This window comes from Streptomyces sp. NPDC026672, from assembly GCF_040638185.1.
Taxonomy (GTDB): Bacteria; Actinomycetota; Actinomycetes; order Streptomycetales; family Streptomycetaceae; genus Streptomyces.
This window is the reverse complement of record NZ_JBEZXS010000002.1, coordinates 110969-128106: the sequence shown is the minus strand read 5'-3', so window position 1 is coordinate 128106 and position 17138 is coordinate 110969. Positions and strand designations below refer to the sequence as shown.

The 17138-nt window shown below is 71.9% G+C and carries 18 protein-coding genes; 15 read left to right on the top strand and 3 right to left on the bottom strand.

Annotated features, from left to right (window positions below; genetic code table 11):
* Positions 1–79: 79 nt before the first annotated feature.
* Positions 80–715, top strand: coding sequence for a DJ-1/PfpI family protein (locus AB0F77_RS02280; RefSeq protein WP_361939996.1), 636 nt, complete (start codon positions 80–82; stop codon positions 713–715).
* Here AB0F77_RS02280 and AB0F77_RS02275 read toward each other — a convergent pair.
* A complete protein-coding gene (locus AB0F77_RS02275) occupies positions 702–1457 on the bottom strand; it encodes an enoyl-CoA hydratase-related protein (protein WP_361939993.1) in 756 nt (251 codons plus the stop codon). The genes AB0F77_RS02280 and AB0F77_RS02275 overlap by 14 nt on opposite strands.
* Positions 1458–1647: 190 nt before the next feature.
* Between AB0F77_RS02275 and AB0F77_RS02270 the strand changes: the two genes are divergently transcribed.
* On the top strand, positions 1648–2241 hold the full coding sequence (locus AB0F77_RS02270; protein ID WP_361939990.1) for a DUF308 domain-containing protein: 594 nt from the start codon (positions 1648–1650) through the stop codon (positions 2239–2241).
* A gap of 177 nt (positions 2242–2418) precedes the next feature.
* Positions 2419–2979: an ATP-binding protein gene (locus AB0F77_RS02265; protein ID WP_361940561.1), complete on the top strand. Its 561-nt coding sequence runs from the start codon at positions 2419–2421 to the stop codon at positions 2977–2979.
* A gap of 6 nt (positions 2980–2985) precedes the next feature.
* Here the strand turns inward: AB0F77_RS02265 and idi are convergent, their stop codons facing one another.
* Both idi and AB0F77_RS02255 read right to left on the bottom strand, forming a co-directional pair.
* Entirely contained in the window at positions 2986–3579 is a 594-nt protein-coding gene (idi, locus tag AB0F77_RS02260) for an isopentenyl-diphosphate Delta-isomerase (protein WP_361939987.1), read from the bottom strand.
* 250 nt (positions 3580–3829) lie between these two features.
* On the bottom strand, positions 3830–4771 hold the full coding sequence (locus tag AB0F77_RS02255; protein ID WP_361939984.1) for a cation diffusion facilitator family transporter: 942 nt from the start codon (positions 4769–4771) through the stop codon (positions 3830–3832).
* Between the two features lie 374 nt (positions 4772–5145).
* Between AB0F77_RS02255 and AB0F77_RS02250 the strand changes: the two genes are divergently transcribed.
* The 12 genes from AB0F77_RS02250 to AB0F77_RS02195 all read left to right on the top strand — a co-directional run bounded on the left by AB0F77_RS02250 (position 5146) and on the right by AB0F77_RS02195 (position 17086).
* A complete protein-coding gene (locus tag AB0F77_RS02250; protein WP_361939981.1) occupies positions 5146–6963 on the top strand; it encodes a DUF5941 domain-containing protein in 1818 nt (605 codons plus the stop codon).
* A complete protein-coding gene (locus AB0F77_RS02245) occupies positions 6960–7712 on the top strand; it encodes a phosphocholine cytidylyltransferase family protein (protein WP_361939978.1) in 753 nt (250 codons plus the stop codon). Before AB0F77_RS02250 ends, AB0F77_RS02245 begins: the two co-directional genes overlap by 4 nt.
* Positions 7700–8761: an iron-containing alcohol dehydrogenase family protein gene (locus AB0F77_RS02240; protein ID WP_361939975.1), complete on the top strand. Its 1062-nt coding sequence runs from the start codon at positions 7700–7702 to the stop codon at positions 8759–8761. The genes AB0F77_RS02245 and AB0F77_RS02240 overlap by 13 nt, the downstream gene beginning before the upstream one ends.
* On the top strand, positions 8739–9518 hold the full coding sequence (locus AB0F77_RS02235; protein WP_361939972.1) for a CDP-alcohol phosphatidyltransferase family protein: 780 nt from the start codon (positions 8739–8741) through the stop codon (positions 9516–9518). The genes AB0F77_RS02240 and AB0F77_RS02235 overlap by 23 nt, the downstream gene beginning before the upstream one ends.
* Before the next feature lie 47 nt (positions 9519–9565).
* Positions 9566–10411 (top strand): glycosyltransferase, encoded by an 846-nt coding sequence (locus AB0F77_RS02230; RefSeq protein ID WP_361940558.1) that lies wholly within the window; start codon positions 9566–9568, stop codon positions 10409–10411.
* A gap of 62 nt (positions 10412–10473) precedes the next feature.
* Entirely contained in the window at positions 10474–11403 is a 930-nt protein-coding gene (locus AB0F77_RS02225) for an ABC transporter permease (protein WP_361939969.1), read from the top strand.
* Positions 11396–12175, top strand: a complete 780-nt coding sequence (locus tag AB0F77_RS02220) for an ABC transporter ATP-binding protein (protein ID WP_361939966.1) — start codon at positions 11396–11398, stop codon at positions 12173–12175. Before AB0F77_RS02225 ends, AB0F77_RS02220 begins: the two co-directional genes overlap by 8 nt.
* 364 nt (positions 12176–12539) lie before the next feature.
* Positions 12540–13442, top strand: a complete 903-nt coding sequence (hpnC, locus tag AB0F77_RS02215; RefSeq protein WP_361939963.1) for a squalene synthase HpnC — start codon at positions 12540–12542, stop codon at positions 13440–13442.
* Positions 13439–14389, top strand: a complete 951-nt coding sequence (gene hpnD / locus AB0F77_RS02210; protein WP_361939960.1) for a presqualene diphosphate synthase HpnD — start codon at positions 13439–13441, stop codon at positions 14387–14389. The genes hpnC and hpnD overlap by 4 nt, the downstream gene beginning before the upstream one ends.
* Positions 14389–14529: a DUF6380 family protein gene (locus tag AB0F77_RS02205; protein WP_361939957.1), complete on the top strand. Its 141-nt coding sequence runs from the start codon at positions 14389–14391 to the stop codon at positions 14527–14529. The genes hpnD and AB0F77_RS02205 overlap by 1 nt, the downstream gene beginning before the upstream one ends.
* Positions 14526–15953 carry a hydroxysqualene dehydroxylase HpnE gene (hpnE, locus tag AB0F77_RS02200; RefSeq protein ID WP_361939954.1) on the top strand — a complete coding sequence of 476 codons (1428 nt, stop codon included), beginning with the start codon at positions 14526–14528 and terminating at the stop codon, positions 15951–15953. The genes AB0F77_RS02205 and hpnE overlap by 4 nt, the downstream gene beginning before the upstream one ends.
* A gap of 68 nt (positions 15954–16021) precedes the next feature.
* Positions 16022–17086, top strand: a complete 1065-nt coding sequence (locus AB0F77_RS02195) for a polyprenyl synthetase family protein (RefSeq protein ID WP_361940555.1) — start codon at positions 16022–16024, stop codon at positions 17084–17086.
* Positions 17087–17138: the final 52 nt, after the last annotated feature.

Here is a 17138-nt window from a genome sequence, read left to right as displayed (position 1 = left end):
CCGAAGAATCGTTGGACGGTTCGCGGCACCGCCTCCGACGGCACCGCGAACCCCACCCCCCACCACGGAAGGACCTCCCGTGCAGATCGCCGTCGTCCTGTACGACCGTTTCACCGCCCTCGACGCCGTCGGGCCGTACGAGACCCTCGGGCGGCTGCCCGACGCGGAGACGGTGTTCGTGGCCGAGCGGCCCGGACCCGTCCGCACGGACACCGGACACCTCGCCCTGACCGCCGACCGCGCGCTGGCCGACGTGCCGGCCCCGGACGTGGTGCTGGTGCCGGGCGGGCCCGGGCAGAGCGCGCAGATGGAGAACGGGACGCTGCTGGAGTGGCTGCGGGCGGCCGACGCCACCAGCACCTGGACCACGTCCGTGTGCACCGGCTCGCTGCTGCTGGCCGCCGCCGGGCTGCTCGAAGGGCGCCGCGCGACCTCGCACTGGCTGGCCCTCGGCCTCCTCGAACGACTGGGGGCCCGGCCGACCGGCGAACGCGTGGTGTTCGACGGCAAGTACGTCACCGCGGCCGGCGTGTCCTCCGGCATCGACATGGGGCTGACCCTGCTCGGCCGGATCGCCGGCGACGAGCACGCCCAGGCCGTGCAACTGCTGACCGAGTACGACCCGCAGCCTCCCTACGACGCCGGGGCACCCCACAAGGCCCCGGCCCACCTCGTCGAGGAGTTCCGCACCGGCAGCCGGTTCAGCCTGACGTAGGCACGGTCCAGGTGAAGCGCGGCGGCCGGCGCTCCAGGAAGGCGGTGACCCCCTCGGCGGTGTCGCCGCTGCCGCGCGCCTGCCCGATCCAATGGGCGTCCCGGTCGGTGCGCCCGTCGATGAACTCCTTGGCGGCGGCCTGGGTCAGCCGCGAGCGGGAGAGCAGCGTGCGCGCGAACTCGGCCACCCGCGCGTCCAGTCCGCCCGCGGGCAGCACCTCGTCGACCAGGCCCGTGCGCAGCGCCCGCTCGGAGTCGATCAACTCGCCGGAGAACAACAGGTACTTGGCGGTGGCGGGGCCCACCAGGGACACCAGGCGCCGGGTGGCGGACGCCGCGTAGACGATGCCGAGCCTGGCCGGCGTCACCCCGAACCACGACCCCTCCTCGGCGAACCGCAGATCACAGGCCGCCGCGAGTTGCGCCCCGCCGCCGACGCAGTGCCCGCGCACGGCGGCGATCGTCGGCCGGGGGAACGCCGCCAGGGCCTCCTCGGCGGCCCCGGCGAGGGCCTGCGCCTCCTCGGCCGTGGCGCCGAGCGTCGAGATGTCGGCCCCCGCGCAGAAGGTGCCGCCCGCCCCGGTGAGCACCAGGACGCCGACGTCCGGGTCGGCGGCCAGCTTCTCCAGCAGGGGCGGCAGCGCCCGCCACATCCCGGTCGTCATGGCGTTGCGCTTGACCGGGTGGTGGACGACGACGGTGGCGACCGATCCGGTCACCGAGTGCAGCAGCTGGGGCTCCATGCGCCGGATGCTATCCGCCCGCGCCGAAGCGCCGATCAAGGAGCCCTTGAGCGGGAGGAGCGGCGGATGAGGGGTAGACGGAGGGAGAGGGAAACCGGGAAACAGGGAAACAGAGAAACGGGGAAACGCAGACGGACGCGAAGACGGACAGAAGACGGACGGACGACGGATCGGTGGACGGGAGGGTGCCATGGCCGGGTTCGGACGGAAACGCGGCGGCGCGGCACGTCTGCGGCGGCGGTTCGGTCTGCTCGCCGCGCTCGGGGTGATCCTGGTGCTCGCGGGGCTCGTCGGCCTCGTCTACACCGCCGTCGCGACGCTCACGACCATGCTCCTGTTCGGCTGGCTGCTGCTGATCGGCGGTGTCGTGGGCCTGGCGCACGCCGTGCAGTCGCGCGGCGGCAGCTTCTTCTGGCTCGGGGCCGCCGTCGCCGCGCTGAACATCGCGGCCGGGGTCGTCGTCCTGCGCATGCCGGAGGCGGCCGTCGCCGCGCTCACCATGTTCGCCGCCCTGCTCTTCCTCACGGCCGGCCTCTTCCGGCTGGTCGGCGGTCTGGTGGTGCGGGGGCCGCAGTTCGGCTGGACCCTGCTGCTCGGCGCCTTCGACCTGCTGCTCGGGGTCCTGGTCCTCGGGTCCTGGCCGAGCGGCAGCCAGTACGTCATCGGCTGCTTCTTCTCGCTCTCGCTGCTCTTCGACGGCCTCGGCCTGATCGCCACCGGCTTCGGCGGACGCCGTGTCGTCGGGATGGTCACCGAGGACCGTGTCAAACCCGTACAACCCTAAGAGTTCGCAAAGTCGGCGCGCGGGGAACAGGAGCGGTCCGCCGAGCGACGGGGACATGCGCGAGTGGTCAGAAACGCTCGATACCGGCTGACTTCTGGTCAGGTATCCGGGCGGGTGCGGTTCGTTACCAACACTCGACGTGTGGTGACAATCGAGCGCAAGGGCGGCGACCGGACGATGGACGACCACGGGCGAGGGTACGGCCCACGCCCCGCCGGCGACGGAGGACCTTTCGGCCCCCTCCACGACGTACCCCCCGGGGGCCGGAGCTTCGACCGGCGCCCCCCGCAGTCCCCGCCGCGGCCACTGCCGTACGAGGGGGTCTGGCGGTTCACGGCCTCCGCCGTCGACGCCTCGGTCCCGCAGGCCCGGCACGCCGTACGGGACCTGCTGCTGCGCCAGGGCGTGCCCGTCTCGGACGACACGGTCCAGGGGCTGCTGCTGATCGTCTCCGAGCTGGTCACCAACGCGGTCAAGCACGCGGCGCTGCTCTCGCCGATGCTCGCCGTCGAGGTCGCCGTCGGCGCCGAGTGGGTGCGAGTCTCGGTGGAGGACAACCACCCCTACCGCCCGACCGCCCTGGAGGCCGACCACGGCCGGACCGGCGGCCGGGGCCTGCTCCTCGTGCGCGAGGTGGCCCGGGAGGCCGGCGGAGTGGTCGACGTGGAGCACACGGCGAGCGGTGGCAAGGTGATCTGGGCCGCCCTGCCGCTCAAACCCGCGCGGCTGCCCGGCTGAGGGGCCTCACCAGCCCGCGGACGCGCCCGTCAGCTCCCTGATCGCCGGACGGGCCGCGTCCAGGACGGTCATGAACCAGGCCGAGAACGGGTCCTCCGTGTGCCGCCGCGCCAGCTCGGCCGGGGTCACGAAGGCGGTCGAGCCGACCTCCTCCGGGTCCGGGCCGAGCGGCGCCTGCACCAGGCCGACGAACAGGTGGTTGAACTCCTGCTCGACCAGGCCCGAGACCGGGTCGGGATGGTTGTAGCGGACCGTGCCCGCCTCGGCCAGCAGCGACGGGGAGACCCCCAGCTCCTCGAAGGTGCGCCGGGCCGCCGCGGCGAAGGGCGCCTCACCGGGATACGGGTGGCCGCAGCAGGTGTTGGACCAGACACCGGGGGAGTGGTACTTGCCGAGGGCCCGCTGCTGGAGCAGCAGCCGGCCGCGGTCGTCGAAGAGGAACACGGAGAAGGCGCGGTGCAGCCGTCCCGGCGGCTGATGGGCGGAGAGCTTCTCCGCGGTGCCGATCGTCACGCCCTTCTCGTCGACCAGTTCCAGCAAAATCGCCTCTGCGGTGCCGTTCGACGAACTGTGCGTCGCGGTGGCAGGTGTGATCGGCATACCCATCCTTCGCCTCGGTCTTCGCACCCCAAGTCTGCCGTACGAATCCGGCACTCCCGGCACTTCCCGGCACGCCCGCATGTCCCGCGCGCGACGCGGACCGCGACCGCCCCGGCCGGGCCGGAAGGGGGACCCGGTAGTGCATCGTGCCCTGCGCAAAAGTGGGAGAACCGTTCGGGGTCCCCCTCGGGAAGGGACGCGGAAGCGCGGCGGAAGGCTGCGTTCCACCGGCGCCCGCCCACGGCGCGCGTCAGTGGCACAGACGCGCCTCGTGCTCCGCGTGCCCTCCCGGCTCCAGCTGGAAGGTGCAGTGCTCCACGTCGAAGTGGTGGCCGAGACAGCCCTGGAGCTCGTGCAGCATCTTCTCGTGGCCGATGGCGTTCAGCGCCTCCGAGCTGACCACCACGTGCGCGGACAGCACCGGCATCCCCGAGGTGATCGTCCAGGCGTGCAGGTCGTGCACGTCCTCCACGCCCTCCAGGGCCAGGATGTGGTGGCGCACCTCGGCCATGTCGACGTCCTTCGGGGCCGCCTCCAGCAGGACGTCCAGCGTCTCGCGCAGCAGCTTCACCGTGCGCGGCACGATCATCAGACCGATCACCAGCGAGGCGATCGGGTCCGCGGTCTGCCAGCCGGTGGTGAGGATCACCGTCGCCGAGATCAGCACCGCCACCGACCCCAGCGCGTCCGCCGCCACCTCCAGGAACGCGCCGCGCACGTTCAGGCTGTCCCGCTGGCCCCGCATCAGCAGTGTGAGAGAGATCATGTTCGCGACCAGGCCGATCGCGCCGAACACGATCATCAGCCCGCCCTCGGTGTCCGCGGGCGTGAAGAACCGCTCGATCGCCTCGAACAGCACGTAACCGCCGACGCCCAGGAGCAGGACGCAATTGGCCAGGGCCGCGAGGATCTCGGCGCGCGCCAGGCCGAAGGTGCGGTTGGTGCTCGGGGGCCGGTTGGCGAAGGAGATCGCCAGCAGGGCCATGCCCAGCCCCAGCGCGTCGGTGGCCATGTGCGCCGCGTCGGCGACGAGCGCCAGCGAGTCGGCGAGCAGCCCGCCGACGATCTCCACGACCATGACGGTGAGCGTGATCGACAGCGCCACCCGCAGCCGGCCGCGGTACGCCGCGGCGGCCGTACCGGTCGTCGGGACATGCGTGTGCCCATGCCCGTGATCGTGCCCAGCCCCCATGCGAACCGCCTTCCCGTCTGCCGCCCGGACTCACAGTGAACTACGGCCCAGGGGTACCCGGCAACGCGGCACTGAACACCGTTGTCATATGTCCTGACCTGCGGAAACGAATCGCAGGTCAGGACACCCTCAGTGCGCTCGGGCGCGGCCGGCGCGGGCACGGTTTGTGGGGTGGGGCGCCGATCGCCCATGATGATCGCGGCAAAGGCCGGGTCAGACTCCGACGACCTGACCGTGAACGGTCGGTGAACAAGGACTCCCGGCCGTCCGATAACCTCTGCCGACATGCCGTCCGGGCGCGGCAGACAGCACGCGCGCCCCCACCACACAGACGGCCGGCGCCCGGCGCGTCGGCACCCAGGGAGTGAGTTCGGTTGTCGACCGCCATCGTCACGGGTCAGCCGGTCCCGGGATCCTCGCTGGAGAGCGAACTGCGGTCCCTCGGCTTCGACGTGCGGACGGCCTCGGACGCCTCCGAGACCGAGACCCTCCTCGCGGCGCTCCCGGCCGACGAGCGCGTGGCCGTCGTCGACGCCCGCTTCGTGGGCCACCCGCACGCCCTGCGCCTCGGCCTGACCGACCCCCGCTTCCCGGTGGCCGCCGTCACCGGCGCCGTCACCGCCCAGCCCGCCGCCCGCGGGGCCCTGACCCGCGCGGTGGCCCGGGAGACCTCGGCCGGCGGCGGCACGGCCCTCGCCGTGGACAGCGCCGTGGACAGCCTTGCCGACCGCCTGGTCGCCGCCCTCGACGCCGACGGCACCCCCGTGCACCGCCCCGAGCTGGGCAGCCTCGTCGCCGCCGTCCCCGCCGACCCGCAGGCCCGCAACGAGGCACGCCAGGCCGTCGCCCTCGTCGACGACGAGGCCGTACGCCTGAAGTCGGCCGTGAAGGCCCGCGACGGCTTCTTCACCACCTTCTGCATCAGCCCGTACTCGCGCTACATCGCCCGCTGGTGCGCCCGGCGCGGTCTCACCCCGAACCAGGTCACCACCGCCTCCCTGCTCACCGCGCTGATCGCGGCGGGCTGCGCGGCCACCGGCACCCGCCCCGGCTACGTCGCCGCGGGCGTCCTGCTGATCTGCTCGTTCGTCCTGGACTGCACCGACGGCCAGCTCGCCCGCTACTCGCTCCAGTACTCCACCCTCGGCGCCTGGCTCGACGCCACCTTCGACCGGGCCAAGGAGTACGCCTACTACGCGGGCCTCGCCCTGGGCGCGGCCCGCGGTGGTGACGACGTGTGGGCCCTCGCCCTCGGCGCGATGGTCCTCCAGACCTGCCGGCACGTCGTGGACTTCTCCTTCAACGAGGCCAACCACGACGCCACCGCCAACACCAGCCCCACCGCCGCCCTCTCCGACCGGCTCGACGGCGTCGGCTGGACGGTCTGGGTGCGGCGGATGATAGTCCTGCCCATCGGCGAACGATGGGCCATGATCGCCGTACTGACGGCTCTCACCACTCCCCGCATCACCTTCTGGGTCCTGATCGTCGGCTGCGCGTTCGCGGCGGCCTACACCACGGCGGGACGCGTGCTGCGCTCGGTCACCCGCAGGGCCCGGCGCACCGACCGCGCCGCGCGGGCGCTCGCCGACCTCTCCGACAACGGCCCGCTCGCCGGGCTCGTGGCCCGTGCCGCGCGGATCCGCCCCGGCGCCCCCTTCCCGCTCGCCCTGGCCGGCGTCGTGGTCCTCGCCGCCTCCCTCTTCTTCGGCTCCTCCGGTGTGGCCTGGGCCCCCGTCGTGGGCGCCGCCGTCCACGTCGTCACCTCGGGTCTCGCCCTGCGCCGCCCCCTCAAGGGCGCCCTCGACTGGCTCGTCCCCCCGCTCTTCCGGGCGGCGGAGTACGGCACCGTCCTGGTCCTCGCCGCTGAATCAAAGGTGAACGGAGCGCTTCCCGCGGCTTTCGGGCTGGTTGCCGCCGTCGCCTACCATCACTACGACACGGTGTACCGCATCCGCGGGGACGCCGGAGCGCCCCCGGCACCGCTGGTGCGCGCGATCGGAGGGCAGGAGGGCAGGACGCTGCTCGTCACCGTCCTCGCCGTGCTGCTCACCGCTGCACAGTTCAAGGCCGCGCTCACGGTCCTCGCCGTGTACGTGGCCCTCGTGGTGCTCGTCGAGAGCATCCGCTTCTGGGTGGCCTCCCATCTGAGGGGCGCGCCCGCAGTACACGACGAAGGAGAAACCGCATGATCGGCCTCGTGCTGGCGGCCGGCGCCGGACGGCGCCTGCGCCCCTACACCGACACACTGCCCAAGGCGCTGGTGCCGGTCGGCCCCTCGGGGGCGGAGGACTCGATCACGGTGCTCGACCTGACCCTCGGGAACTTCGCCGAGATCGGTCTGACCGAGGTCGGCGTCATCGTCGGGTACCGCAAGGAGGCCGTGTACGAGCGCAAGGCGGCACTGGAGGCGAAGTACGGCCTCACGCTCACCCTCATCGACAACGACAAGGCCGAGGAGTGGAACAACGCCTACTCCCTGTGGTGCGGCCGTGACGCCCTCAAGGACGGGGTGATCCTCGCCAACGGCGACACCGTCCACCCGGTCTCCGTCGAGCGGACGCTGCTCGCCGCGCGCGGCGAGGGCAGGCGGATCATCCTCGCGCTCGACACGGTGAAGAACCTCGCCGACGAGGAGATGAAGGTCGTCGCCGACCCGGAGCTGGGCGTCCGCCGGATCACCAAGCTGATGGACCCCGCGGAGGCCACCGGCGAGTACATCGGCGTGACCCTCATCGAGGGCGACGCCGCCCCCGAGCTGGCCGACGCGCTGCGGACCACGTTCGAGCGGGACCCCCAGCTCTACTACGAGGACGGCTACCAGGAGCTGGTGGACCGCGGCTTCAAGATCGACGTGGCGCCCATCGGCGAGGTCAGCTGGGTCGAGATCGACAACCACGACGACCTGGCCAGGGGGCGGGAGATCGCATGCCGGTACTGACGCGGCTCATTCCCTCGCCGGTCGTCGTCGACATCCGCCCGGGTGCCCTCGACGACCTGGCCGGGGTGCTCGCCGACGAGCGCATCTCCCACTCCGGTCGGCTCGCCGTCGCCGTCAGCAACGGCTCCGGCGCCCGGTTGCGGGAGCGGATCGGGCCCACCCTCCCCGGCGCGACCTGGTACGAGGTGGGCGGCGGCACCCTGGACGACGCGATCCGGCTGGCCGGCGAGATGAAGGCCGGCCATTTCGACGCGGTGATAGGGCTCGGTGGCGGCAAGATCATCGACTGCGCCAAGTTCGCCGCGGCGCGCGTCGGCCTGCCCCTGGTCGCCGTGCCGACGAACCTCGCGCACGACGGCCTGTGCTCGCCCGTCGCCACCCTCGACAACGACGCGGGCCGCGGCTCGTACGGCGTGCCCAACCCGATCGCCGTCGTCATCGACCTCGACGTGATCCGTGAGGCCCCCGTCCGGTTCGTGCGCTCGGGGATCGGCGACGCCGTCTCCAACATCTCCGCGATCGCCGACTGGGAGCTGTCGAACCGCGTCAACGGCGAGAAGGTCGACGGTCTCGCCGCGGCCATGGCCCGCCAGGCCGGCGAGGCCGTGCTGCGCCATCCCGGCGGCATCGGCGACAACGACTTCCTCCAGGTCCTCGCCGAGGCGCTGGTGCTCAGCGGCATCGCCATGTCGGTCTCGGGCGACTCCCGCCCCTCCTCCGGCGCCTGCCACGAGATCAACCACGCCTTCGACCTGCTCTACCCGAAGCGCGCGGCCAGCCACGGCGAGCAGTGCGGGATGGGCGCCGCCTTCGCGATGTACCTGCGCGGGGCCCACGAGGAGTCGGCCTACATGGCCGAGGTGCTGCGCCGGCACGGGCTGCCCGTGCTGCCGGAGGAGATCGGCTTCAGCGTGGACGAGTTCGTCCGCGTCGTGGAATTCGCCCCCGAGACCCGGCCCGGCCGCTTCACGATCCTCGAACACCTCGCCCTGACGACCCACCAGATCAAGGACATCTACGCCGACTATGTCAAGGCCATCGGTAGCTGAACTCCGTCCGGTCGTCCACCCCGCCGGGGTCAAGGACCGGCGCAGCGGTGAGCACTGGGCGGGACGCCTCTACATGCGCGAGGTGTCGCTGCGCGTGGACCGCCACCTGGTGAACACCAGGGTCACGCCCAACCAGCTCACGTACCTGATGACCGTCTTCGGCGTGCTCGCGGCCCCGGCCCTGCTGGTGCCGGGGATCGCGGGCGCCGTGCTCGGCGTGGTCATGGTGCAGATGTACCTGCTCCTCGACTGCGTCGACGGCGAGCTCGCCCGCTGGAAGAAGCAGTACTCCCTCGCCGGGGTCTACCTGGACCGGGTCGGCGCCTACCTCACCGACGCCGCCGTCCTGGTCGGCCTCGGGCTGCGCGCCGCCGACCTGTGGGGCGCGGGCCGCATCGACTGGCTGTGGGCCTTCCTCGGCACCCTGGCCGCGCTCGGCGCCGTGCTGATCAAGGCCGAGACGGACCTGGTCGGCGTCGCCCGGCACCAGGGCGGTCTGCCGCCGGTCGAGGAGTCGGCCGCCGAGCCCCGCTCCTCCGGCGTCGCGCTGGCCCGGCGCGCCGCGTCCGCCCTCAAGTTCCACCGGCTGATCCTCGGCATCGAGGCGTCCCTGCTGATCCTGGTCCTCGCGATCGCCGACCAGGTCAGGGGCGACCTGTTCTTCACCCGGCTCGGCACCGCCGTGCTCGCCGCCGTCGCGCTGCTGCAGACCCTGCTGCACCTGGTGTCCGTCCTCGTCTCCAGCAGGCTGCGGTGAGCGGCGTGGAGGAGACGTCGCTCAAGGTCGGCGCGGTGATCATCACCATGGGCAACCGCCCCGACGAACTGCGCGCCCTGCTCGACTCGGTCGCCAAGCAGGACGGCGACGCGGTCGAGGTGGTCGTCGTCGGCAACGGCTCCCCGGTCCCGGACGTCCCCGAGGGCGTACGGACCGTGGAGCTGCCCGAGAACCTGGGCATCCCCGGCGGCCGCAACGTCGGCATCGAGGCGTTCGGCCCCAGCGGCCGTGACGTCGACATACTGCTCTTCCTCGACGACGACGGGCTGCTCGCCCTGCACGACACCGCCGAGCTGTGCCGCCGGGCGTTCGCCGGGGACCCGAGGCTCGGCATCGTCAGCTTCCGCATCGCCGACCCGGAGACCGGCGAGACCCAGCGCCGCCACGTGCCGCGCCTGAGGGCCGCCGACCCGATGCGCTCCTCCCGCGTCACCACGTTCCTGGGCGGCGCCAACGCCGTCCGCACCCGGGTCTTCGCCGAAGTGGGCGGACTTCCGGACGAGTTCTTCTACGCCCACGAGGAGACCGACCTGGCCTGGCGCGCCCTCGACGCCGGCTGGATGATCGACTACCGGTCCGACATGGTGCTCCTCCACCCCACCACCGCGCCCTCGCGGCACGCGGTCTACCACCGCATGGTGGCCCGCAACCGCGTCTGGCTGGCCCGCCGCAACCTTCCGGCCGTCCTGGTCCCGGTCTACCTCGGCGTCTGGCTGCTGCTGACGCTGGCGCGGCGCCCGTCGCGCCCCGCCCTGCGGGCATGGTTCGGCGGTTTCCGGGAAGGCTGGTCCACTCCGTGCGGTCCCCGCAGGCCCATGAAGTGGCGTACGGTGTGGCGGCTGACCCGACTGGGCCGGCCTCCGGTCATCTGACAAGCTCGACCGTGAGAGGTCAAGGACCTCGAAGACGAACTCGAAGACGAAAGTTTCCACCCGTGAGTGAGACAACGCATGACGGCGGGGTCGCGGTGACCGCGGCCCCGTCGCCCGACGAGGGACTGACGGCGGCACGGCTCGCCGCCAAGTACGGGCTCGCCGTGAGCGGTGCCCGCCCCTCGCTCGTCGAGTACGTCCGCCAGCTGTGGGGGCGGCGCCACTTCATCCTCGCCTTCTCCCAGGCGAAGCTGACGGCGCAGTACAGCCAGGCGAAGCTCGGCCAGGTCTGGCAGGTGGCCACCCCGCTGCTCAACGCGGCCGTCTACTACTTCATCTTCGGCCTGATCCTCAAGGCCAGCCGGGGCATGTCCCACGACGTGTACATCCCGTTCCTGGTCACCGGCGTGTTCGTGTTCACCTTCACGCAGAGCTCGATCATGTCGGGCGTGCGCGCGATCTCCGGCAACCTCGGCCTGGTGCGCGCCCTGCACTTCCCGCGCGCCTCGCTGCCCATCTCCTTCGCGCTCCAGCAGCTCCAGCAGCTGCTGTTCTCGATGATCGTGCTGTTCATCGTGGCGGTCGGCTTCGGCAGCTACCCGGGCATGTCCTGGCTGCTCATCGTTCCGACGCTCGTCCTTCAGTTCCTGTTCAACACGGGCCTCGCGCTGATCGTGGCCCGCATGGGCGCCAAGACCCCGGACCTCGCGCAGCTGATGCCGTTCATCCTGCGGACCTGGATGTACACCTCCGGTGTCATGTTCTCGATCCACAACATGCTGGAGGGGCGCCCCGAGTGGATCGTGCGGCTGCTCCAGGTCAACCCGGCCGCGGTCTACATGGACCTCATGCGCTTCTCGCTCATCGACGGCTACGGCGCGTCGAACCTCCCGCCGCACGTGTGGGCCATCGCGCTGTTCTGGGCCGTGGTCGTCTTCGTCGGCGGCTTCGTGTACTTCTGGAAGGCGGAGGAGAGGTACGGCCGTGGCTGAGCAGGCTTCCGGGGCGAACACCCCCACCGTCATCGCGGACGAGCTGCACATCGTCTACCGGGTCAACGGCGCCAAGACCGGCAAGGGCAGCGCCACCGCCGCGCTCAGCCGCATCCTCAAGCGCGGCGACGAGCGCGGGGTGCGCAAGGTGCACGCCGTGCGCGGCGTGTCGTTCGTCGCCTACCGGGGCGAGGCGATCGGTCTGATCGGCTCCAACGGCTCGGGCAAGTCCACCCTGCTGCGGGCCATCGCCGGTCTGCTGCCCGCCGAGAAGGGCAAGGTCTACACCGACGGCCAGCCCTCGCTGCTCGGTGTCAACGCGGCCCTGATGAACGACCTCACCGGCGAGCGCAACGTGATCCTCGGCGGCCTCGCGATGGGCATGTCCCGCGAAGAGGTCAAGGAGCGCTACCAGCAGATAGTCGACTTCTCCGGGATCAACGAGAAGGGCGACTTCATCACGCTGCCCATGCGCACCTACTCCTCCGGCATGGCGGCCCGGCTGCGCTTCTCCATCGCCGCGGCCAAGGACCACGACGTCCTCATGATCGACGAGGCGCTGGCCACGGGTGACCGCTCCTTCCAGAAGCGGTCCGAGGAGCGCATCCGGGAGCTGCGCAAGGAGGCCGGCACGGTGTTCCTGGTCAGCCACAACAACAAGTCCATCCGCGACACCTGCAACCGCGTCCTGTGGCTGGAACGCGGCGAACTGCGCATGGACGGGCCGACCGAAGAGGTCCTCAAGGAGTACGAGAAATTCACGGGCAAATAGCCCATTTCGCCCAGGGCCCCGCCGGAAACCTTCCGGCGGGGCCCTGCGTCTGCAAAGGAAACGTCAACTCCACGGGAGCTTAGGAATCTTGGCGCCAATCGGTGTGTTGTTGTGATGTGCAGGACACCCCACCGAACCTGGCTGCGTTGTACAACGTAAGCTGTACCGGTCCCGGAAAGCGGCAAGTGGGGCGATAATGCGCGACACCCTCAAGCGGCCCAGCCCTCACGGAAGGCCGGGCGGCGTGTCCGAAATAGTGTGTATTGGCTCGGCAGTGTAGAACGGGAGATGTGACGGCAATGGCTACGGAAACTCCCCAGCTCAACGGAGCATGTGCCGTCCCCGCCCGCGTGGGCAGCGCGTGGTGACGGGAGCCGACACGCCGCGCACGACGGACCCCGAGCGCGGCACCCTCGACAAGGCCGCGCACGAGAACTTCCCCGTGGCCCCCTTCTTCCTGCCCCGGGCCTGGCGCGACGACCTCATGGCGGTCTACGGCTTCGCGCGCCTCGTCGACGACATCGGCGACGGCGACCTCGCCCCCGGCGGCGCCGACGCCCGGCTGCTCGGCGTGTCGCCCGAGGACGCCGACGACCGGTTCCTGATGCTCGACGCCTTCGAGACCGACCTCCACCGCGTCTTCGACGCCACCCCGCGCCATCCGCTGCTGCGCCGGCTCCAGCCCGTCGTCCGGCGCCGCGGGCTCGTCCCCGAGCCCTTCCTCGGCCTGATCGCGGCCAACCGCCAGGACCAGCTCGTCAAGCGCTACGAGACCTACGACGACCTCCTCGCGTACTGCGAACTGTCCGCCAACCCCGTCGGCCGGCTCGTGCTGGCCGTCACCGGGACCGAGACCCCCGAGCGGATCCGGCTCTCCGACTCGGTCTGCACCGCGCTGCAGATCGTGGAACACCTCCAGGACGTCGCCGAGGACCTCGGCCGCGACCGGATCTACCTGCCCGCCGAGGACATGAAACGCTTTCACGTCCAGGAGGCGGATCTCGCCACGAAAAGCGCGGGCGCATCGGCGCGCGCACTGGTTGCATACGAAGCGCAACGCGCCCGCGAGCTCCTGAATGAAGGCGCCCCCTTGGTGGGTAGCGTCCACGGCAGGCTGAAGCTGCTGCTCGCGGGGTTCGTGGCGGGGGGAAGGGCGGCGATCAGGGCGATCGCCGCCGCACAGTACGACGTACTTCCCGGCCCGCCCAAGCCCGGCAGGCTTCAGCTGCTGCGCGAGGTGGGCGTGACCCTGCGAGGAGAGGGGTGATCCGGACCGTGGAGGCTCCACCACACATGTCCGCACCGGTACTCGCGGCTTACAGCTACTGCGAGGCCGTCACCGGGCAGCAGGCCCGTAACTTCGCGTACGGCATCCGACTGCTGCCGGCGCCCAAGCGCCGTGCCATGTCGGCGCTCTACGCATTCTCCCGGCGCGTCGACGACATCGGCGACGGCACGCTGCCCGACGACGTCAAGGTCGCCAGGCTCGAGGACACCCGGGCGCTGCTCACCCGGGTCCGCGAGGGAGCGGTCGAGGAGGACGACACCGATCCGGTCGGCGTCGCCCTCGCCCACGCCGCCCGGGCCTTCCCGATCCCGCTCGACGGTCTGGACGAGCTGATCGACGGCGTGCAGATGGACGTCCGGGGCGAGACCTACGAGACCTGGGACGACCTGAAGGTCTACTGCCGCTGCGTCGCCGGCGCCATCGGACGCCTCTCGCTCGGCGTCTTCGGCACGGCACCCGGGGCGCACGGCGCCGAGCGCGCCGCCGAGTACGCCGACACCCTCGGGCTCGCGCTCCAGCTCACCAACATCCTGCGGGACGTCCGCGAGGACGCCGAGGGCGGCCGCACCTATCTGCCCGCCGACGACCTCGCCAAGTTCGGCTGCTCGGCCGGGTTCGACGGGCCGACTCCACCCGAGGGCTCCGACTTCGCGGGCCTCGTCCACTTCGAAGTGCGGCGGGCCCGCGCCCTTTTCGCCGAGGGCTACCGGCTGCTGCCCATGCTCGACCGCCGCAGCGGCGCCTGCGTCGCCGCCATGGCCGGGATCTACCGCCGGCTGCTCGACCGCATCGAGCGCGAGCCGGTGGCGGTCCTGCGCGGCCGGGTCTCCCTGCCCGGACGCGAGAAGGCGTACGTCGCCGTGCGCGGTCTGTCCGGGCTCGACACCCGGCACGTGACCCGGCGGGCCGTCAGGAGGCGTGCCTGATGGACACCCTGGGCCGGGGCGACTCCACCGGCGAACAGCGGATCGCAACCCTCCGCCGCGCGGTGGCGTCCCAGACTGCGACGGCCTGCCGCGCACCGTTCCACCGGCGCGGCAGACGCGCAGGGGAGGGTGCACGATGACCGACGGCACGCGGTCCGGGCAGCCGCAGCCGCATGCTCGGGAACACCCCGGACGCAGCGCCGTCGTGATCGGCGGCGGACTCGCCGGGATCACGGCCGCGCTCGCGCTCGCCGACGCGGGCGTCCGGGTCACCCTGCTCGAAGGCAGGCCGAGACTGGGGGGCCTGGCCTTCTCCTTCCAGCGCGGCGACCTGACCGTCGACAACGGCCAGCACGTGTACCTGCGGTGCTGCACCGCCTATCGCTGGTTCCTCGACCGCATCGAGGGCACGGCGCTGGCACCGGTGCAGGATCGTCTCGACGTGCCCGTCCTCGACGTCGCGAAACCCGAGGGACGGCGGCTCGGCAGACTGCGGCGCGACCCACTGCCCGTACCCCTCCACCTGGGCCGGAGCCTGGCCGCCTATCCGCACCTCTCGCTCGCCGAGCGTGCCTCCGTCGGACGTGCCGCGCTCGCGCTCAAGGGGCTCGACCTCGCCGATCCGACCCTGGACACCCAGGACTTCGGCAGCTGGCTGGCCGCGCACGGCCAGTCGGCGCGTGCCGTCGAAGCCCTGTGGGACCTGGTCGGGGTCGCCACCCTCAACGCGGTCGCGGGCGACGCCTCGCTGGGGCTCGCCGCGATGGTGTTCAAGACCGGTCTGCTGTCCGAGCCGGGCGCGGCCGACATCGGCTGGGCACACGTCCCGCTGGGCGAACTGCACGACCGGCTGGCCCGCAAGGCGCTCGACTCCGCGGGCGTGCGTACCGAGGTCCGTTCACGCGTCACCTCCGTCTCCGTCATGGAGAACGGGCGGTGGAGCGTGCAGGTTCCCGGAGAGACGCTCCAGGCCGACACGGTCGTCCTCGCCGTACCCCAGCGCGAGGCCCACGACCTCCTGCCCGCGGGCGCCCTCGACCACCCCGAGCGGCTGCTGGAGATCGGCACCGCCCCCATCCTCAACGTGCACGTCGTCTACGACCGCACGGTCCTGACCAAGCCGTTCTTCGCCGCCCTGGGTACCCCCGTGCAGTGGGTCTTCGACCGGACGCACGCCTCCGGGCTGCGCTCCGGCCAGTACCTCGCCCTGTCCCAGTCGGCCGCCCAGGACGACGTCGACGCCCCCGTGGCCGCCCTGCGCGAGCGCTATCTGCCCGAACTGGAACGGCTGTTGCCCCGCGCCCGCGGTGCCGAGGTGCGGGACTTCTTCGTGACCCGGGAGCGCACGGCGACGTTCGCCCCCACCCCCGGCGTCGGGCGGCTGCGGCCCGGCGCCCGCACCAAGGCACCCGGCCTGTACCTGGCCGGGGCGTGGACCGCCACCGGGTGGCCCGCGACCATGGAGAGTGCGGTCCGCAGTGGAGTCAGCGCGGCCGACGCCGCGTTGCACGCCCTGGGCCGGCCCCGCCCCCGTCGTCTCTTCGCGTTCGAGGAGGCGGCGTGACGCTCGAACAGCAGGCGGCCGGTCCCCGCACCCCCGGCACCGCAACAAGAGGAGAGACTGTGCCCACTGTGCCCCCGGCGTCGACGCCCGCTCGAAGGAGCGCGGTGGACGTGACCGCGCTCCTGGAGCGCGGCCGGACCCTGGCCACACCGGTACTGCGGGCCGCGATCGACCGGCTCGCCGCTCCCATGGACACCGTCGCCGCCTACCACTTCGGCTGGATCGACGCCGAGGGCAACCCCGCCGACGGGGACGGCGGCAAGGCCGTGCGCCCCGCGCTCGCCGTGCTCTCCGCCGAGGTCACCGGCGCGGCCCCCGGGACCGGCGTCCCCGGTGCCGTCGCCGTCGAGCTCGTCCACAACTTCTCGCTCCTGCACGACGACCTGATGGACGGCGACGAACAGCGCCGGCACCGCGACACCGTCTGGAAGGTGCACGGCCCCGCCCAGGCGATCCTGGTCGGCGACGCCCTGTTCGCCCTCGCCAACGAGATCCTGCTCGAACTCGGCACCGCCGACGCCGGCCGCGCCACCCGCCGGCTGACCACCGCCACCCGCGCCCTGATCGACGGTCAGGCGCAGGACATCTCCTACGAGCACCGCGAGCGCGTGAGCGTCGCCGAGTGCCTGGAGATGGAGGGCAACAAGACGGGTGCCCTGCTCGCCTGCGCCTCCTCCATCGGCGCGGTGCTCGGCGGCGCGGACGACCGCACCGCCGACACGCTGGAGACGTACGGCTACCACCTCGGCCTGGCCTTCCAGGCCGTCGACGACCTCCTGGGGATCTGGGGCGACCCGGAGTCCACCGGGAAGCAGACGTGGAGCGATCTGCGCCAGCGCAAGAAGTCCCTGCCGGTGGTCGCCGCGCTCGCGGCGGGCGGCCCCGCCTCCGAACGACTCGGCGAGATGCTCGCCGCCGACGCCAAGAGCAGTGACTTCGAGAACTTCTCCGAGGAGGAGTTCGCGGCACGCGCCGCCCTCATCGAGGAGGCCGGCGGCCGCGAGTGGACCGCCGAAGAGGCGCGTCGTCAGTACACCATCGCCATCGAAGCCCTCGGCCGCGTGGACATGCCCGACGCCGTTCGGGACCGTTTCACGGCGCTCGCCGACTTCGTCGTCGTACGAAAGAGATGATCACTATCGGTCGTATAGCCCTCGCGTAGTCGCCGGCCGGTGACGAGGGATG